Source organism: Autumnicola patrickiae (assembly GCF_031846525.1).
In the GTDB taxonomy this organism is placed as follows: domain Bacteria; phylum Bacteroidota; class Bacteroidia; order Flavobacteriales; family Flavobacteriaceae; genus Autumnicola; species Autumnicola patrickiae.
This window is the reverse complement of the sequence record NZ_JAVRHM010000024.1, coordinates 1-17,799: the sequence shown is the minus strand read 5'-3', so window position 1 is coordinate 17,799 and position 17,799 is coordinate 1. Positions and strand designations below refer to the sequence as shown.

Sequence of the window (17,799 nt, the reverse complement as noted above, 5' to 3'; positions counted from 1 at the left end):
GCGATGAACTATATAAAGCTACTTAATGCGGCTTTTGAAAAGTTCTTTTTTGATGACCGCCTAAATCCTACTCATATCAGTCTGTATATGGCATTGTTCCAAGAATGGAACAGTTGCCGCTTTATGGATGAATTTTACGTGAATCGTCGGGATTTGATGCGCTGTGCCAAAATAGGTTCAAAATCGACGTACCACCGGTGTGTGACCGACCTCGATTTGTGGAATTATCTTTCCTATTTCCCGTCTAACAATCCATACAAAGGGAGCAAGATCAAGATGGCCATTATCGGGACAAGTGATGAACCGGATATGGGACGGTACAATCCCGAATTGGAACAGCTTGCGGAACGGTACCATCCCATACGTGAACCAGTAGTGAACCTGCACCGTCCCACCAATGGACAAGCTATGTACCCGCACCGTCCCGTGAGTGGACAAGCATTGGTATCTAATATAAACAATACCAAACAGGTAAACATTAATAAACAGCCAAAGGGCAGGCAGGCCGTTTTTATTTTTTTTGAAGAAAAAGGTTTTGATGCTGATGAAGGAAAAAAATTCTTCGAGCATTATGAAGCTAATGATTGGAAAACAAGCGATGGAAAAGCAATTAGAGATTGGCAGGCTCTAGCCAAAAATTGGATGGATAGAACCGAATTGTTTGCCGAAGAAAACACACCAAACAAAGCGGGAGCGTCCCAAAATCGGGACAACCTCAAAACCACTAAAACCAAGGATTATGGACAACCCCTCTAAAATAACCGAAGGCGGCGTGGAATACTCGCTGGGCAAGTTTGACGGGAAATGTGTGCTCTACGATTTCCCGAAAATCCTGATTTACCTGAATGCCAAGGGAAAGCTCCTCTTTGGAAAGAAATTTAAAATCTACGAAGAGGACAAGGATATTTTACTAAAACTCTGTTCCTACTTCATCAAGGACACGGAAAACTGCAAAAAATTTGATATCGATGTTGAAAAAGGGATTTTACTCTCTGGGCCCGTAGGATGTGGTAAAACCAACCTAATGAAACTTTTACGGCATTTAGTGCCGTTGCAACGCCCTTACGAAATGATCCCTTGCCGGAATGTTGCGTTCAGTTTTAACCATCTTGGCTTTAAAACCATTGAAGATTATGGAAACACGAAATTCTTCTGTTTTGATGATCTGGGCGTAGAACCCGCAGGTCGTTTTTACGGAAAAGATCTGAACGTTATGGGCGAAGTGCTTTTATCGCGCTATGAACTTTACCTCCAGACCAAACATAAAATCAAGACCCATGCGACTACGAATCTGAATGCAGAAGAATTGGAGGAACGTTACGGTAACCGTGTTCGTAGCCGGATGCGGGAACTCTTCAACCTGATCGCCTTTGATGAGGGGGCTGGGGATAAGAGGAAGTAGATTAATTTCTGAAAGATTTATATAATAAAATCACTTCCGAAATAAATTGTTCTACAATGGCCTTTAAACTTTTTGTTAACTCTAAAAAAATATCTTTCAAAGCTCTATTGGTTTTTTATTGATAGTAAAATTGCTAAAGCAATCTGCTGGATATTTACAGAACCTGAAATATAGCTACCTTCATCTTTATTGCTCAAAAAACCCAATTCCAACAGCAAAGAAGGGCAATAACCCACTGTTTCCCGTAGCACCTGAAAGTTGGCAAACTTTACGCCTCTGCTTTTATATCCTATTGCTTTGCAAAATGCCCTTTCAATTTGATAACCGATAAATACAGATTCTTTTGAATATTTTTCCTGTTTTCTTGAAACATAAACCTCAATCCCCCTCGCATTGGGATTGTCTGAATGATTACAATGCAATGAAACGAACAAATCAGGTTTTAAAGCTTTGGTCAGCTTGGTTCTATTTGATAGTGAAATGAGGGTATCGCTGTACCTGGTCAAATAAATATCCAACGGCTCATTCCAAGCATCATTCAACTTCAAAATTTCAGTTGCAAGAGACAAAACCACATCCTTTTCTTGGATGCCATTTATGCCAATTGCACCAGAATCTTTTCCCCCGTGTCCAACGTCAATAACGATTCGTTTTTGAGCAGTCGTTTCTTGCCCAAAAATGATGCACATTTTTAGAAGCAAAATCACAAAACTGACGTTTTTAAGCACTTTTTTCATTTTCAATTTTCGGGTTATCAACAACTTCCCTTCAAAATTCCATAGGATTTGATGCCAAATAACAGCAACGGAATTCAAACTAAATCAAATAATATTTTATTTACAAATATTTGATTTTCAGTTATTTATATTCAAATATATGTAAATTTCCAATAGCGAAAATGAATCAAAAATTTAAACTGTTCCGTTATGAAAAAATCAATCTACTTGGCAATGTTTCTTTCGTTGCTCTCAAAATCGCTTTTTGCACAAATCGGAGGGATAGAAGATTCCGTTGATGATGTTTCGAATACCATTAGGGTTATTTTTCCCATTCTCCTGGGTGTTATTTTTCTAGTTGGTTTCCTCTTTAACGCAGGGCACTTCTTTGGAGAAAATGCCGATCTCAAAAAAGGGATAACCCGTGTTCTGGTCTTTGTCTTGATCGCCGGCGCGGTCGTAGGAATCTTTACCTACTTAATTGGAATTGTGGTCTAAACCTCGCAGAGAGATTTATTATCCAAGCACTATGAAAAAATTCGAGGTATATAAAAACATCAGGAAACGGGCGGTCATTTTTGGGCTGCCCATTTCCCTGTTCGCCTTAATGATGGTTTCCATTTTGGCTTCTTTGCTAATCATCATCTTCTCTTTCAGCTTTGGGATAATAATAGGTGTACTGGTATTCAATGCTTCATTATATGTAGCGCTGACAAGGATAGCTCACAATCCACAGCTTTTCCAAATGGCTAAAGCATTGCCAAAAATCATTAGTAACAAAAGAAACTCGGGCTTCGATTATGAACAAGATTAACCTTTCGGCATATCAACCCATTACAGATATTCAGGACAATATCGTATTTGCCAACAATGGTAACGTAGTCTTGTGCTATAAAGGGAATCTACCGGAAATCTATTCACTATCTGAAAAGGACTTTGAGGATATGCACGGTGCTTGGTTTCAGGCTTTGAAGTCATTGCCAATTGGTACTGTCGTACACAAACAGGATATCTACTTGAAGAAATCATATACTTCAGAACAACTACCAAATTCAACCTTTTTGGAAAAGGCTACTCATGAGCATTTTAAAGGTCGTGGCCATATCGAGCACAGCTGTTATTTGTTCCTCATCTTGACCAAAAACAAGGCTCTAAACAATCCGAAATACGTCAATCCCTTCAGAAAAGTTTCAAAGGGAATCGTACAGGAACTGGATGATAATATAAAGCGTTTCGCCAACTCGGTTAGCGATTCGGTTTCCTTCATAAACAATAGCCGAAAGATGGAATTTATTTCGCTTAAAGCGGAAGAAATACAGCAACTGACAAACAGTTACTTCAACGGTTTTAATGAAGGTTACGATACCGATATTTTACTGGACAAAAAAAGCGTCAATATTGGCGAAAACCATTTTGATGCCCTTGCCATCAACAGCGAACTGTGCTTTGGCGAAAGTGTACAGAGTAGCAAAACCAATGAGAAATTCACTTCTGACGATTTTGTGTTTCATCAAGGTTTTATTGATGGCTTAGGGCTTACGCTTAATGAGAACCATATCGTTAACCAGATTCTATATCTGGACGACAAACAAAAGTGGCGGAAGCTGCTCGATAAGAAAGTTGAAGAGCTTAATAAAAGTTCCAACTTCGGTTCACAAAACAAAGTGGTACTTGGCAAAATTCAACACATCCTTGACCAAATCAATGCCGATGATAATGCACGAATCATCCGTGGTCATTTGAACATTGTGTATTGGTCCAAAGATGCCAAAGAGCTCGACAAGATAACTTCAAAAATAAAGACTGAATTTAAGGAATTGGATATCATACCATACTATCCAAGAGGCGAAGAACGTAAAAATTATATACTGAACAGTTACTGCTGTTTCTCTTCCAATTTCTCAAACAATGATTTATACGTCACGGACTTGAAGCACGCACTTTGCCTGTTCATCAATAACACCAATTACAAAAGCGATACTACTGGAATCATCTTTAATGACCGTGAGCATAATATTCCTGTTTTAAAGGATGTTTGGGATGAAAAGAAGAAACGTATCAAGGCAAGGAACTTTGCCATTTTCGCGCCTACTGGCGAAGGAAAATCCTTTTTGGCTAATAACATTTTGCGCCAGTATTTTGAAAGTGGCGTTCGGTTGGTTATCATAGATTTGGGTGGCTCATACACCAAGTTTGCCAAACTCTATCCTGAAAAATATACGGTGCTTCGCTATGAAAGCGGAAAAAACTTAGGTATCAATCCTTTTTACATAAGTGACACAAATGACCTTACACCCGAACGATTGGAAGACTTATCAGTTTTCCTGTTTGAACTTTTTGCTTCAGACTTAAAAGTTACGAAAGCACAGTCAGTTTCGGTTAAAAAAATACTTCGTCATTATTATGATAGTATTTCAGAAAATCACTCGTTGGATGGTTTTTACCATTTCATCGAGGCCAACCAAAAAGACCTTTTAGGTAAACTTAAAATCCATCCTGACTACTTCAATGTTACGGGCTTTCTGCACGTAATGTCGGAGTATGTTGGCGATGGTCTATATAGCTTCCTCTTTGAGGTCAGCGAAGACCAGACCTATAAAATCGAGGACAAACGATTGATAGTGTTTGAACTGGATGAAGTGAAGGACAACAAAGAAATCCTTTCCGTAATGTTGAAACTGATTAAGTCTGCAATCCAACGAACCATTTGGAAGAATAGAGCCGAAAAAGGCATCATTCTTTTTGATGAGTTTGCCAAGCAACTGAAGTTTGAAAACGTATTGGAAAGCGTCGAGTTCTACTACCAAGCAATTCGTAAACAGAACGGTGCTATTGGGATTATTCTTCAATCCATCAATCAGCTTCCGAACAATTCAACTTCAGCGAGTATTCTTGAAAACACACAAGTCATTTATAGTCTGAATAATGAAAAAGGCTATGATGAACTGGTCAAACGTCTCAACCTATCCAGCCACGACCTGAATCAATTAAAATCCATCAAGAACAATCTTTCAGGACCACGGAAGTACACCGAAATGTTCATCAAAATTGGTAGGGAAAGTAACATCTTCCGGCTTGAAGTTCCGAAGGAAGTCTATGCAGCTTACTTGACCGATGGACAGGAAAATGAGGAAATAATGCAGCTCTACAATGAGCACCAGGATATGCAAAAAGCAATAATTCAATTCACATCTAAAACATAATATTATGAAATCGAAGATTCACGAATACCAAAACAAATATTTTACAATGAGTAAAACAAAAATCTTAATTATCGCAACGGCATTCATCTTTTTATTGCCCACACGCGCTGCGTGTCAGGGAATGCCCACTTATGACAATACCAATTTTATCAGCTTGGTAAAACAACTTGTTGAATCAGGTAAACAGACAGCTCAAATGATTAAGTCTGTAAAATTCTTAAAAGATGCAAAGGAGAGCATTGAGAAAGTATCCAGTGTGGTACAACAGCTTAGAGCAGTTGAGGAAATTGGACAGAACAATCAGCGCCTTATCACCGTAATGCAGAACGATGTACAGGACATACTCAACTCGCCCTACATCAAACCAGAGGAAGTTTCAAGGGTTGTAAAATCTTTTGATGCTATTGTTCAAAACTCACTGGACACGGTAGATTTTATTGATGAAGTCCTGTCCAGCGATTATCTTAAAATGAGCGATGCAGAACGTGCTGAAATTTTAAAAGCAAAGGAGCTGGAATCAAAGCAAATGGTTTCCACTATCACAACAAAAACAAAACGCTACCGAGACATTATTTCCTTCAGGAAAATGCAAGATAAAGTCAATAACCGAGAAACCGAATATTAAAAATGACGGCGACCATTCTCTTAGGAATCGGGCTGGAATATATCGACACAGTTTTCCAGACCATACAGGCCAGCAGCTTTTCGCAATACACCATTGCGGGAATGAAAACGCTCGCTGTCCTGTTCTTTTTGGTCAATATCCTTAAAAAATACAATGAAGGCATCGCAGATAAGGATGGCTACACTTGGGGATTGAGTCCAGGCGAACTGATCAAGAATTTTGCCATTGTCATTTTGGTCATATTCTCAACTCAGGTTTTAGGATTTTTTGACGGGATTTTAGTGGCTATCGAAAGTCAATATCGTGGCACAGCACCCGCATTGCTTCCATTGCAAATGCAGGACATTCCCATTGAAGAGGACGTTAGTATCATAGAGGTTGCTCAAGCGGCTATGACGCTCTTATATGAAGCCTTGGTAACACCGCTTTATGGATTCAAAATATTTGCATTTATCATTTGTCTTTTCCTATGGATTTTGGACTTGTTCATCTATCCTTTGTTTTTGGCCGAACGTTTCTTCCTGTTGGGGATTATGCAAGCGTTTTTCCCATTGGTTATTAGTCTTGCCGTATTTGAAAAATTCCGTTCATTGGCTTACACGTTTTTCAAGCTTTATGCGGCAGTATATATGTTAGTACCTGCCTTCTTTTTGGTTAACGTGTTTGTGAATGCCCTGTACACAGAAATCAACACAAACTTCTGGAATAACCTTTTTGGATCAGATGTCGGCAGTGGCTTTTTTGCGCCGGTTGTCCAGCTTGGTTCGGTGGGCTTCATTGTCTTTCTGAAATTCAAATTATATAGACGCGCCACGTCATTCACACTCAGACTATTTACCAACTAAATCTATTCAGAATGAAAACACCATATAAGAATATTTACAATGTCCTAAAGCTGAATCGGTTTGTCGTTTTGGCAGTCGTTGTCTGTGCGCTGCTGTCCAGCACATTTTCGGTTTGGATGGTATTCAACACCAATCAAAAAGCGCTCGATAGTGCCTTTGCCATTAATACTGATGGCAGTATCATTCCACTGAAGCTCGTGACCCAAAAGGAGAATTTTCGGGTTGAAGCTTTGGCGCATTTGGATCTGTTCCACAATTACTTCTATAACATCGATGCCAGTAATTATGAACGAAACTTGGAAAAGGCATTGTGGCTGGGCAATAGTTCCGTGGACAATCTCTACCGTCAGAAAAAAGCGGATGGTGTTTACAACAGATTGCTTCAGTATTCCTTGGTTCAAAAAGTACTGAGTATCGATTCACGGATAAATGAAAATAATGGCTCGTATAGCTTTACTACGACCACCATTTTTGAAATCAATAGAGGTTCAATTATCGACACCTATGAGTTGGTTTCCACCGGAAACTTGATTATGGTTGACCGAAACTTCCCGAACAATCCGCACGGATTGTTGATTACCAACTATTTCGAGAACACCTTAAAAAAACTAAACGATGAAAGTTGAGCCGACCCGCCTGCCGTCGGACAGGTAATCGGCATTTAAAAAAACACGATTATGAAAGTAGAAAAAAACAAGATAGTATTTGCAGCGGTATTGGCCGTGATTTTCATATTCCTGATTTCCTATTCCGTTATGGTAATGGGCGATGATGAAAGTGAGACTAAAAACCTCAAACAGACCTTAGTGCCAGATTTGGAAGAGGATCAAAAAGAGTATGATTCCAAACTGGATGCGATTAACGACTTGAAAAAAGTACGTGAAAACAATGCGCCCAGCATCTATGATGAAAAGTTAATTGATTCCTTGGGATTTTACGATCCAGACCTTCCAGAAAGAGAAAAAGAGCGTATCGTAGATAGCATATATGAAGCTGGAAAAATTTATTATTCAGAAAAACGATACCAAAACTTGGGACAGAAAAGAACTGTTCGCAAAGTGGTATCAACAATTGATTCTGCTGAAGTAAAGCGAGAACAAAAAATCCAAGCGAAAGAATTGGGCTTGGAACATCAATTGTTTTTTTCTGCTGCGCCCAAACCCAATGAAGTTTCAATCATCGACAATACAGATGAAACTATTTACGTGGTTGTAGATGGTGACCAAGTTGTAAAAGCAAACACCAGATTGCGAATGCGCTTGACTAAAGCTGCTACCATAAATGGTAAGCTAATGGTAAAGAATACACCCATTTTAGGTTTTATAAGCTTTCAGCCTAACCGGGCTTTAATTGAAATTGAAAACATACAACACCATCCTACCAAACTTAAGGCTTTTGATTTATCTGATGGAAGCGAAGGCATCTACGTACAGAATAATTTTAGAGCAGAAGCCACCACCGAAGTTTTGGACGATATTATTGGCGACATCAATATCCCTACCGTTCCGCAAGTAGGTGGCGTAACAAAGGTGCTCAGACGTAACAACCGTAATGTAAAAGTTACAGTACTAAACAACTACAAACTCATTTTAAAACCCAAATTATGAAATCATTTATCTCAGTTTTAATAGTCCTATTGATTGCCGCTTCCGCGAAAGCACAACAGCAACCCATACCACTCGACACTATTTATGCAAACGATACCAAAAACGTTGCGCTATTTTTTCCTGAACCCATACGACAAGGCATAACGGGTTCGGACAATTTTGTTTTTACCTACAACCGTGAAAAAGAACAGTATTTCGGACTTCTTCAAGCAAAGCCTGGGAAGGAAAGTAATTTGCTGGTAGTCAACAGAAATGGTTCGATTTTTTCGTATATTGTAAGGTATAAACAAAAGCTTTCTAAGCTCAATTATTTCATTCCGCTATCAAATAGTATCGGTAATGAAAAACCGATTGCAAAGGATTCGGTTCTTGTTGAATCTTCTGAAGAACTTGTAGATGACAGCACCTATTATTACCAAAAATTCTGCTCATATCTTCTTAAAAGAAAACAGCGCATAGGGCGCATCAAGAAACGAAACGAAGGTATTATCTTGAACGTAGAAAATATTGTTTTTGATAAAGAGGAACTCTATTTCGTTATCGAGATTGAAAATAATTCTACGTTGGATTACGATTTGAATTTCTTGAACCTTTCGATTGAAACTCGGCAAAAAGGGAAAAGAAAATCATTGCAACGACTTAATCAAGAACCGATATATAAACATAATCAGCCGTCTAAGATTAAGGAAAATGAAACGGCTCGCTTTGTTTATGTGCTGCCCAAATTTTCATTATCCGATGACCGTCGAGCAATTTTGGAATTGAATGAAAAGGATGGCGAACGCAATATAGAACTGAAAATATCACATAGATATATTAATAATCCAAATTAATACTGTTATGAAAAGAATAGTCATTTGCTCGCTCGTACTGTTGTTCCTTTCTTGTTCAGAAAGCACAACAAAATCCCCTTCTGAAACTTCCAAAGTTGTTGCAGAAAGCTTTTTCTCAAAAGATGAATCAGCCTTAAAAAAACATACCACTTCAGAAGGCTATGCCAGTCTGATTACCGTACAGAATATGATGCCAGATTCTGATAAAGAGATTGAGGTAGAAATTTTAGATGAAGCTGTTGATGGCGAACTTGCCTGGGTAAAATACAGCACCACCTACGATGGGAAAATAGGAATTTTTAAACTGACTAAAGAAAATGGTCAATGGAAAGTTACCAGTAAAGGTCCGAAGGAAAAAGGGCCTTTTTAAAAAGGATTTTTTAGTTTTTATCGAGGTTGATTTTCCAATAACCTCTTGTACCACCAACACGCTCTATAAAGCCGGTATCCTTCAAATTGTTTAGATGCTTTTGGATTGCAGATTCGTTTATGTGTAATACCTCGGCAATTCCTGAACGGCTTATTCGATTATCTAAAGCAATTAACTTCAAAACTTCCTTTTGTCTATGTGTCAATTCTTTAATATCGTCAATTACGGCAACCTTTTGACCACCTATTTGACCACCTTCTTCTACAGTAGTTTCTTTAGCTGTAAGGTGAATTGTGCCATTTATAACAATACCTCCGATATTTGAAATTATTAGAAAAGTATGCAAAAATCAAGCCTATTGCGATACGGCTATTTGGGAAATATATTTGAAATAAATTAGAAAAAAAAGCAAATTGTAATTCATATCCCCGTGCTAATCCCTTGACATCTAAAGAGAAGTTTCAATTTTAATGAGAAAAGTAAACAATATTACTATTTTTGTGGTTTTTCAAATAAGTATTTATGCCAAAGAGAAATCACTTAAGAATACTTGCAAATCAGCAATTTGAAGAAGCAGGGGAAGTAAAATTTAATTATGGTTTTGCCACGCAAGAGGAGGAAGTAAATAGAGAACCAAATTATATCTTGATGGCAAGAGCATTTAGTAACGATTTACGTTCCTTCCGTCGTGACTTGCAAGAAAAGCGAGCTTCAAAAGATGATGAAATTGATGTTCCTTACGATATAGATTATGTTGAGATTGATTTTATAGGTCAGTTTAACATTGAGAAATATTATCAAATATGGTATAATACTTTTGGGTTAGAAGGTGTTAGTTTTACTGAATATAACAGAACTGCAATATTTTCTATTACTGACAGGGAAAAATTTCGCCTTTTTATAAATAGCGTGGAGACCCTTATCCGAAAAGGGTTGGAAAATATTAATGAAGTTATTCCTTCCAGATACATTCTCTATGTAAAGAACTTCAAATTGCTTACATTAACTGATATTCTGCAAGTAACCGCTGAACATATTGGTAATGTGGTAGTTTTAAAAACAATTGAACTACCGGCAAATTCTGAAATCGAAAATAATATTTTAAATGCCCTCGAAAAATATTTAAACGACCATCTGATAGAATATTTGATTGATAGAGAAAACCATAGATTGGAGATTTTCGATGCAACTTTAGACCAACTCATTACTATTGCCCAAAATTTTGATGTTATTGAAAGCATTACATCCTCTCTTTCGGGCGTTATTCGACCTGGAGTATATAATGTTCCAGAAAGAGGATTTGGTTTTGAAATTGCAAACTCTAATGAGAATTTACCACTTATTGGTATACTCGACACAGGCATAAGTATGCAAACGCCATTAGCCGCAATTACCCTGCAAGATGACACTTTTTCACTTGACGGAAACCCTCTTATTGATAACTATAATCGCAATGGTCACGGAACAATGGTCGGTGCGCTTGCATCGTTAGGGAAGTACAACCATACAAATGAGTTTAAAGGAGAGGTTAATGCAGATGCTAAGCTTCTTTCAATGAAATTATTAAGTAATGGTGATGGCTATCTGTCTGAAAAGGGAGTAATTGATATGCTCTATCGTGCTAAGACAAAATATCCTTCACTTGATTTATTCGTCTTAACATTTTGCTATAAAACTCACAAGAAGACTAATGAGACGTTTTCAAACTATACTTATGAGTTGGATAAATTTGCTCACGAGACTGACAGTTTGATATTTATCAGTACTGGAAATAATCCGCACGCTCTTAATGAAAATACAGATTATGATATAGATTACTTCAACAATGAACACACTAACCTAAATACACCAGCGGACTCTATGAATAATATTACCGTAGGTGCCGCAGCTGATGGTCTATACAATGGCGCCTTCAATGGAATTTCTTCCGGGAAAGAGTTCCCAACAATTTATTCAAGAAAAGATCACGTAGACCTTTCGGTTCTTTATCCACCAAAAAAGAAAAATAAAAATCTATTTAAACCAGATATTTTAGAAAGTGGTGGTGACTATGGATTTTATGAACCAAACACTATAGATTTTATGGAAAATGCGGCGATGTCGGTTCTTTCTTCAAATCCTGCGATGGGATTTACCAAGGATGTTGGTACAAGTCTGGCTGCCCCACTTGCTGCAAATCTTGCAGCTAAACTTAAAATAGCATATCCCGATTTAAAATCCCAAACCATTAAAGCACTCATAATTAATGGTGCTTCTCTGGAAAACACCAAATATCCGGCAGCTTATGAAAACTTGTTGAATCGCACTTCAGGGTATGGTATTTTGGAAGCTCAATCTACAATATTTTCAAATGAAAATGCAGCCACACTTGTACTTGAAGATAGTATTAAAGCAGAAGAACAAAAAATATATCCTCTCAATTTTCCGGATTATTTACTAACAACAGACTTAGGTAAGAAAAGAGGTATATTAAAAGTTACCGCTACTTTGTGCTTCAGTTTTAGACCGTTGCAGCACAATCAACTCACCTACTGTCCTATACATATGGCTTTTTGCGTGTTTCGTAATCATACATCAAATCAGATTAATGCTAAAGACAAAGATTTAAATTCAAAACTACGTACTGGTCAAACCTGGTCGCAGTCAGCACGGGAGAAATCAAATCCCTTACCATATAGTAACGTTCAAAAAATCGAATTCTTTATCAATTTAGACCATTTACGAAGCGAGGAAAAAACCTTAAAATTGGCTGTACAGTCAAGACTATCGAATCAAATTATGGCTTCCCAAATCGAAAATTACCCTAATAAATTTAATTTTTCTTTGGTCGTTAAAATTGAGGAAACTACAAAAAGTCCAACAGGTAGGTTATATGATGAACTAAGGGCAATTAATAAAGTTGAAATTATAACAGCTGCACAAGCAGATGCTGATTTAGAAGGAGAGGTTTAATGAGATTAGGAAATTTCCAGTGATTTTTTTTCAGCGATTACAAGATTCTTCCAGATATGACTATTTATTTTTGTAATGACCTTTATTTCATTATCGCTTTGTTGAAACAAACTGCGCTTGAGCGCAGTAAGCAAAGTTTTTTGTATGCTATAATAAGAAAGTCCGATGCATTGGCTCATCACTTTAGCAGCTTCTTTTTTGTTGCTGAATATGAAACCACTTTTACTTAGGGTAAGTTCAACAAGATTCCTTATTTGAGAAATGGTAGGTAGTGAAAATCCAATAATATTATCAAATCGTCTGGTTAAAGCTGTGTCCAGCATCTCCTTTTGATTAGTAGCGGCAATCACGATACTACTTTGAGGAAGGTAATCGAACAGCTGTAGAATTGTATTTACTACACGTTTCATTTCGCCGTGGTCTTGGCTGTAATCACGAACTTTACCGAGACTATCAAATTCATCAATAAAAATAATACAATCTTCTAACGCTGCCTTTCTAAATATTTTCGATAAATTCTTACTCGTTTCACCAAGTTTTGAAGAGACGATGGCACCTAAATTCACAACTACCATCATTTTTTTAAGTTCTCCAGCGATAACATAAGAAGCCAATGTTTTTCCACATCCCGAAGGTCCGTGAAGTAAAAGTTTGTTTGCTACAGGCAAATTAAATCTTTGTAAAAGCTCTATCCTATCGTGCTCTTCAATAAAGTGTTTGAGGTCATTCATTACTTTATCTTCAGCAACAATGTTTTCTAAAGAATAGTCTGAAGTAATTTTTTCAAGAATTAACTCTTGAATGTCACGGTCATCAACACGTTGATAATAGGAATCTGACCCAACTTTAGTCAAATTGTTTACACTCTGTTGACGCATCGATTCCTTTAAAATTGATTGCAATTGTATGGCAAAATTAACTTTTTTTGTTTTTTTAGAGTATTCGACAAGCTCGTTAAGCACAGTCAATAAGCGGTCTTGATCATTTTCCAGACCATATTTAGCAATCTCTTTTATATAATCAAATTGACTCAAAATTCTACAGTAAATTATATGCGAATATAACGAAACTTGTTCTATTTTTAGTATTTCATTGAGAACAAAGTGCGTTACATCTATTTGAAATTACAACCTCATATGTTGAATTATTTTGTTTTAGAATCCACTAAATCAGTAATTTGCAATAAGCATTTTTCCAATTTTTAAAAACAACTCTCTTACTTCCTTTTATTTTGCAATCTAATACGCCCCATAACACCAGTTTATACCCATCTTTAAGAAATAATTCAATCGGTTCATAAAATAAAATGTTATGTAAATATCGACCGCGCCTCATCATATATCCTATCAAAATTAGTAGATAAATCAGCCTGAGAAAATTGCTTGGATTCTTCAGGAAGTTGCCGTTGAATTTCGGACAATCTAAACTGCACCTTTTTATCCTTTCCATCTGCATAAGTGATAAACTCGCCCTGTTTCAAACGAAAGAAAACATCTGCCCTTATTTTAGGGATTTCCTTTTCTCCGGTGGTAATTCGGGTATCAAAATCCAGATTATGACCGCGGCTCACACTTTTGGTTGGATCTTTGATGATTTCAAAAAAACGTTCGTAGTATTTGGCGGTGTCCGGATCATTGACCTTGCCAAAAAACTGGTAGGATAAATTGCTCAATATGGCCTTGCTCGCCTTATCGCCGTACATCATATCGTTCTGGATCTTGTCCTGCATCACATAGACCGTAGAAATATTATAGCTCCGCAATGTTGCCGGAATACGGTGCATATTCAATAAGCGTATGGTCGGCGCTTCTTCCATCAACAGGAAAGAGGGTTTTGAATTCCGCACGCTCATTTGTTTGGTGATGGTATGAATAATAGTCGCGATAACGGGCGAATATGAAGTTTCAAATTTCGGGTTGTTCACCACAGAAATTACGGCGGGATTTTCTGGATTATTAATATTAAGCGGCACTTCATCTGCGGACAAAGCCATAAAGATGCGTTGGGTGCTTATCCGTTTTAGTGCATTGGCCAAGGTGCTTTTTACCCCTGCGGTCTGCCGTTCCGAATCCTTGCCGCTAATAAAGGCATCTGCCATTGCCCGTGATGTCGTATTGGTTTCCAAAAACTGGATCAGGCTGTCCGTATCCAGATATTGATAAATCGCAATCAAATGTGGAAGGGTACAGAATTTCGGATAGGATGTTTTCAGTTTCCAAATTAATCCGCCAATTAACCCTTCAGCTGCATCATTAAAAAATTTAGTCGTGCCGCTCGTGCCGGATTCCCTCTGTTCCAAAAGGTTCTCGATCAGCACCCGGGAAACCTCGTTTACGCTTTCCTCGTTCTCTAAATATCGTGGGGCAATAGGATTTACCCTGTGGATGATTTTATCAAAGGAAATAACCTTAAAAGGGATATTGCTATCCTTGAACAGCGGATAGGCTATTTCCGTCAGCTCAAAATCCTTATAGTCGTGAATGATCCCGCAAAATCCTTCTTTTTGAAAATGCCTTAAAAAACCATACACCACGCTTTCCGTCTTACCGCTTCCAGCGGATCCTATGATGGATGCCCCACGTTTTACGTTTTCCAGTTTAAAATTTCCATTCCTAGTGGCAAAACTTACACGATACTTGCCCTCGACATTTTTTGGCTCATCGGTACTGTGCAAGAAAACGTACATTCCTGTATTAATTAGCATCAGCGGACAGACCAGCACCAATGAAATCGAGATTAAGTCATTGCTATTCGATAGGCAAAATACCAAAGCTCCAAGCAAAACCACGTTTAAAATAAAGGCATAACGCGTCACTTTGTACCCCATATAAAATAAGATACTTGTTAAACCAATGATTGAGAGTATCGTTGTAAGGTTGTCCAGTTGCATAACAAAAATTTAGATTCCGATGGAACTTGATTTGATGGCCACGTCCAAACCTTTGCGCAGCTTATTGAAAACCTTTAGGGCAAGCTGCGCCTGGTTGGTCGGGATGCTTGGCATTATCGGGATGCCCGTTTCCCGCATCAGTTTGAAGGCTATTGCCTTTTCGTTGGTGGGCAATTTCATCAAAGAAGCAAAATAGATTTTAGGACTTTTAATAAAATCCTTTCGCGCCTTGTAGGTTTCCGCAAAATTCCTTTGGTAGCCAAACGTCCTGTCAAAGGTCTTTTCGGCATTTTCAAAAAATTTATCCCGGTCAAAACCTCGTTTAACTTGTTTCCCTCTCATCTCAACATCGGAAGCTTTGTATTTACTCCCGGGCGAAAGACTGAACGAATTGGATGCATCCTTGCGGCTTACGATAATATGGATATGGCTTTGGCTTCCGGCCTTGGGCACCCCTTGAACGATCCGTTTGCCATCCTGTTGATGCGGTGCTTGCTTTTCCAATTTTGCGATTTCCCGTTCCCGCTTCCCAACACTTCCTTCCATCGAGCCGCTTTCAATACTTCTGATCTCATTTTTTAGGTGCAATATTTTGGTGGCAAAAGGTTGGTTTTCTTTGATCTGTCTGTCCGTTCCCTTAAAGGTTCGTTGGTGCTCAATTTTTGCATAGTATTTAATGTCATCGATGGTCACGGTTCGCCCATTGATTTCCCGGTTGAACGATGCCACATAATCCTTCATCAGCTCACGGGTGTACTTTTTTAAATCTTCACTGCTGTTCTGCAATCTGTTTAATTCATACTTCGATGGACTGACCGTGATCGAATAGAATTTCGGCTCTTTCTTTTTCAGTTTGGCACCGTTTCCGTCAATATCCTTTACCACTTCTTCCGCTGAAAATTCATAGCCATATTGGTTGAAAAAGTGTTCCATATCTTCCTGTTCCAGACTTTGATTTTCCTTCTCCAGATAGTCCACAAAATCTGCCGAACTTTGGGAATAGTTCCCACCCAGTTTTTGAGGTGTGATTGTGATGTACATAGCTCAAAGATTTAGAGTTCGTTGTTGTGGTTTTGTTTTTCTTGAAATTTTACTTTCGGCTTTTCTTCCACAAATTTCTTCTCTAAGATTAGGGGTTTCTTTTTGGGTTCTTCGGTCTGGAAAAGGGATTCGATCATCGCCACGGTGGGTTTCGTCTGGGTCTTTTCCATATCCCGCATTATGGCAATTACCGCATTGATCCGTTTCTTTAAATTGGCCTCAATCGTCCTTCCGGTCGGGCCCAGTTTTTCCCGTGGGGATATCTCGTTATAGAAGAAAAAATCGAGCATCACAGCCATTGCCTCGGTGTGCGATTTGAAGTGTGTTCTTGAAAATTGCTGGAAACGCTTGGCGGTTTCCTTTTTGAATCTAATGCCGATAAATGAGTCCATAATTCGCCGATTTGTCGCAAATCCTTCTCTAAAAATGGGCGCTTGAAGGGCATTTGTCGCAAATTGTAGAAATCTAAACAATCACTTGATTTTTAAACAACTAAAAATCAAGTGATTAACAAGGAGTAGGAGTGCTTAACATCGCATCGCGTGTTACCCTCTTGCTACTCCTTTTCGTTCGCCCCGGGCGAACAAAAATTTCGTACAATTTGGCTAAAAGCCAATTGCCAATTTCAGGGAAAAGATTTCCCGTTATGTAATTTTTCGATGGGCAGGGTTATCGGCGAAAGTCAAAAAATGGATACCCCTACGTAAAATTGAATGCTGAATTTCAGCGAAATAAAGATAGGTATTTTTCAACTTATAGGATTTAATTTTCTTAAAAAAATAGCTTCTGTTTTTAGAAAAAGCATTAAATTTAAACAGTAGGCCTACAAGGTCTAAATAACAAAGGGAAAATTCAGGTAACAGCGAATTTTCCCTTTTTAGTTGTTATCCCTGATAATTCAGGTATGCAATTTTTATTTTGATGATTTTTCAAATATTAAACATATAGGTATAACTGTATAAATTCCGCAATGCTTCTTCTTCAATCATCACCTCAAAATTGGCGCAATGTTCCTTTGCATAGTTTCGGATATCATCGCCAAATTTTTGTTCCACATCTTTTTTTGAACTTTCCAAAAGGCGTTCTTGGGCTTCCCCGTTCAGGTCTGAAAAATTCAGATAAATCATAATTTTTAGGTTTTTGAAAGGGTTAATATTCGCTCGGCAGCATCAACGTATTATCCACAAAAAATAACCGCAGTTCATCCAATGGAAAATCCGTTACATTGTATCGGTGGGTTTCAAAAATGTTCCCGTTTCCATCGCTGTACGTTATTTCGGCTTCGTACCCAGAATAATCCTGTTTTTCCTTGGAC

20 protein-coding genes are annotated in these 17,799 nt (G+C 38.0%); 12 read left to right on the top strand and 8 right to left on the bottom strand.

Annotated features, from left to right (window positions below; translation table 11 throughout):
- Nucleotides 1–3 precede the first annotated feature (3 nt).
- Together RM549_RS16495 and RM549_RS16490 are read left to right on the top strand one after the other, a co-directional pair.
- On the top strand, nt 4–756 hold the full coding sequence (locus RM549_RS16495; protein ID WP_311686807.1) for a hypothetical protein: 753 nt from the start codon (nt 4–6) through the stop codon (nt 754–756).
- Nucleotides 740–1,402: a P-loop NTPase family protein gene (locus RM549_RS16490; protein WP_311686806.1), complete on the top strand. Its 663-nt coding sequence runs from the start codon at nt 740–742 to the stop codon at nt 1,400–1,402. Before RM549_RS16495 ends, RM549_RS16490 begins: the two co-directional genes overlap by 17 nt.
- Before the next feature lie 104 nt (nt 1,403–1,506).
- Here RM549_RS16490 and RM549_RS16485 read toward each other — a convergent pair whose 3' ends face one another.
- The gene (locus RM549_RS16485) at nt 1,507–2,139 is read right to left on the bottom strand and encodes an N-acetylmuramoyl-L-alanine amidase family protein (RefSeq protein WP_311686804.1); all 633 of its coding nucleotides are present in this window, start codon (nt 2,137–2,139) and stop codon (nt 1,507–1,509) included.
- 189 nt (nt 2,140–2,328) lie between these two features.
- Here RM549_RS16485 and RM549_RS16480 point away from each other — a divergent pair, with 189 nt between their 5' ends.
- The 9 genes from RM549_RS16480 to RM549_RS16440 are packed head-to-tail and all read left to right on the top strand — an operon-like array spanning nt 2,329 to nt 9,601.
- Entirely contained in the window at nt 2,329–2,616 is a 288-nt protein-coding gene (locus tag RM549_RS16480; RefSeq protein WP_311686802.1) for a hypothetical protein, read from the top strand.
- A 31-nt stretch (nt 2,617–2,647) separates the two neighbouring features.
- Nucleotides 2,648–2,932, top strand: coding sequence for a hypothetical protein (locus RM549_RS16475; RefSeq protein WP_311686800.1), 285 nt, complete (start codon nt 2,648–2,650; stop codon nt 2,930–2,932).
- Nucleotides 2,919–5,321 (top strand): TraG family conjugative transposon ATPase, encoded by a 2,403-nt coding sequence (locus tag RM549_RS16470; protein ID WP_311686798.1) that lies wholly within the window; start codon nt 2,919–2,921, stop codon nt 5,319–5,321. Before RM549_RS16475 ends, RM549_RS16470 begins: the two co-directional genes overlap by 14 nt.
- Nucleotides 5,322–5,367: 46 nt before the next feature.
- On the top strand, nt 5,368–5,946 hold the full coding sequence (locus RM549_RS16465) for a conjugal transfer protein (RefSeq protein ID WP_489752693.1): 579 nt from the start codon (nt 5,368–5,370) through the stop codon (nt 5,944–5,946).
- Nucleotides 5,947–5,948: 2 nt separating this feature from the next.
- Nucleotides 5,949–6,791: a hypothetical protein gene (locus RM549_RS16460; RefSeq protein ID WP_311686794.1), complete on the top strand. Its 843-nt coding sequence runs from the start codon at nt 5,949–5,951 to the stop codon at nt 6,789–6,791.
- An 11-nt stretch (nt 6,792–6,802) separates the two neighbouring features.
- Nucleotides 6,803–7,417 (top strand): conjugal transfer protein TraK, encoded by a 615-nt coding sequence (locus RM549_RS16455; protein ID WP_311686793.1) that lies wholly within the window; start codon nt 6,803–6,805, stop codon nt 7,415–7,417.
- A gap of 51 nt (nt 7,418–7,468) precedes the next feature.
- A complete protein-coding gene (traM, locus tag RM549_RS16450; protein ID WP_311686791.1) occupies nt 7,469–8,398 on the top strand; it encodes a conjugative transposon protein TraM in 930 nt (309 codons plus the stop codon).
- Nucleotides 8,395–9,231, top strand: coding sequence for a DUF4138 domain-containing protein (locus tag RM549_RS16445; RefSeq protein WP_311686789.1), 837 nt, complete (start codon nt 8,395–8,397; stop codon nt 9,229–9,231). The genes traM and RM549_RS16445 overlap by 4 nt, the downstream gene beginning before the upstream one ends.
- Nucleotides 9,232–9,238: 7 nt before the next feature.
- On the top strand, nt 9,239–9,601 hold the full coding sequence (locus tag RM549_RS16440; RefSeq protein ID WP_311686787.1) for a hypothetical protein: 363 nt from the start codon (nt 9,239–9,241) through the stop codon (nt 9,599–9,601).
- A gap of 10 nt (nt 9,602–9,611) precedes the next feature.
- On the opposite strand, the gene RM549_RS16435 is transcribed toward RM549_RS16440, so the two are convergent.
- The gene (locus tag RM549_RS16435) at nt 9,612–9,947 is read right to left on the bottom strand and encodes a winged helix-turn-helix domain-containing protein (protein WP_311686785.1); all 336 of its coding nucleotides are present in this window, start codon (nt 9,945–9,947) and stop codon (nt 9,612–9,614) included.
- Between the two features lie 176 nt (nt 9,948–10,123).
- Between RM549_RS16435 and RM549_RS16430 the strand changes: the two genes are divergently transcribed.
- Nucleotides 10,124–12,553, top strand: a complete 2,430-nt coding sequence (locus RM549_RS16430; RefSeq protein WP_311686783.1) for a S8 family serine peptidase — start codon at nt 10,124–10,126, stop codon at nt 12,551–12,553.
- 5 nt (nt 12,554–12,558) lie between these two features.
- Here RM549_RS16430 and RM549_RS16425 read toward each other — a convergent pair whose 3' ends face one another.
- From RM549_RS16425 to RM549_RS19500, 6 genes are all read right to left on the bottom strand, one after another.
- Entirely contained in the window at nt 12,559–13,587 is a 1,029-nt protein-coding gene (locus RM549_RS16425; RefSeq protein ID WP_311686781.1) for an AAA family ATPase, read from the bottom strand.
- A 275-nt stretch (nt 13,588–13,862) separates the two neighbouring features.
- Nucleotides 13,863–15,443, bottom strand: a complete 1,581-nt coding sequence (locus RM549_RS16420) for a type IV secretory system conjugative DNA transfer family protein (RefSeq protein WP_311686779.1) — start codon at nt 15,441–15,443, stop codon at nt 13,863–13,865.
- A 9-nt stretch (nt 15,444–15,452) separates the two neighbouring features.
- On the bottom strand, nt 15,453–16,484 hold the full coding sequence (gene mobB, locus RM549_RS16415) for a MobB family relaxase (protein ID WP_311686777.1): 1,032 nt from the start codon (nt 16,482–16,484) through the stop codon (nt 15,453–15,455).
- Between the two features lie 11 nt (nt 16,485–16,495).
- Nucleotides 16,496–16,876 (bottom strand): BfmA/BtgA family mobilization protein, encoded by a 381-nt coding sequence (locus tag RM549_RS16410; RefSeq protein WP_311686775.1) that lies wholly within the window; start codon nt 16,874–16,876, stop codon nt 16,496–16,498.
- A gap of 537 nt (nt 16,877–17,413) precedes the next feature.
- Entirely contained in the window at nt 17,414–17,611 is a 198-nt protein-coding gene (locus RM549_RS16405) for a hypothetical protein (RefSeq protein WP_311686773.1), read from the bottom strand.
- Nucleotides 17,612–17,633: 22 nt separating this feature from the next.
- Nucleotides 17,634–17,799: DUF6876 family protein (locus tag RM549_RS19500; protein WP_349254678.1), on the bottom strand; the 166-nt coding region annotated here is incomplete at its 5' end.

Bases quoted from the DNA above. Each gene is read 5' to 3' on its own strand.
- traM (WP_311686791.1), top strand. From the start codon at position 7,469: ATGAAAGTAGAAAAAAACAAGATAGTATTTGCAGCGGTATTGGCCGTG.
- RM549_RS16440 (WP_311686787.1), top strand. From the start codon at position 9,239: ATGAAAAGAATAGTCATTTGCTCGCTCGTACTGTTGTTCCTTTCTTGT.
- RM549_RS16455 (WP_311686793.1), top strand. From the start codon at position 6,803: ATGAAAACACCATATAAGAATATTTACAATGTCCTAAAGCTGAATCGG.
- RM549_RS16470 (WP_311686798.1), top strand. From the start codon at position 2,919: ATGAACAAGATTAACCTTTCGGCATATCAACCCATTACAGATATTCAG.
- RM549_RS16420 (WP_311686779.1), bottom strand. From the start codon at position 15,443: ATGCAACTGGACAACCTTACAACGATACTCTCAATCATTGGTTTAACA.
- RM549_RS16465 (WP_489752693.1), top strand. From the start codon at position 5,368: ATGAGTAAAACAAAAATCTTAATTATCGCAACGGCATTCATCTTTTTA.
- RM549_RS16445 (WP_311686789.1), top strand. From the start codon at position 8,395: ATGAAATCATTTATCTCAGTTTTAATAGTCCTATTGATTGCCGCTTCC.
- RM549_RS16495 (WP_311686807.1), top strand. From the start codon at position 4: ATGAACTATATAAAGCTACTTAATGCGGCTTTTGAAAAGTTCTTTTTT.
- mobB (WP_311686777.1), bottom strand. From the start codon at position 16,484: ATGTACATCACAATCACACCTCAAAAACTGGGTGGGAACTATTCCCAA.
- RM549_RS16485 (WP_311686804.1), bottom strand. From the start codon at position 2,139: ATGAAAAAAGTGCTTAAAAACGTCAGTTTTGTGATTTTGCTTCTAAAA.
- RM549_RS16410 (WP_311686775.1), bottom strand. From the start codon at position 16,876: ATGGACTCATTTATCGGCATTAGATTCAAAAAGGAAACCGCCAAGCGT.
- RM549_RS16405 (WP_311686773.1), bottom strand. From the start codon at position 17,611: ATGATTTATCTGAATTTTTCAGACCTGAACGGGGAAGCCCAAGAACGC.
- RM549_RS16480 (WP_311686802.1), top strand. From the start codon at position 2,329: ATGAAAAAATCAATCTACTTGGCAATGTTTCTTTCGTTGCTCTCAAAA.
- RM549_RS16490 (WP_311686806.1), top strand. From the start codon at position 740: ATGGACAACCCCTCTAAAATAACCGAAGGCGGCGTGGAATACTCGCTG.
- RM549_RS16430 (WP_311686783.1), top strand. From the start codon at position 10,124: ATGCCAAAGAGAAATCACTTAAGAATACTTGCAAATCAGCAATTTGAA.
- RM549_RS16475 (WP_311686800.1), top strand. From the start codon at position 2,648: ATGAAAAAATTCGAGGTATATAAAAACATCAGGAAACGGGCGGTCATT.
- RM549_RS16460 (WP_311686794.1), top strand. From the start codon at position 5,949: ATGACGGCGACCATTCTCTTAGGAATCGGGCTGGAATATATCGACACA.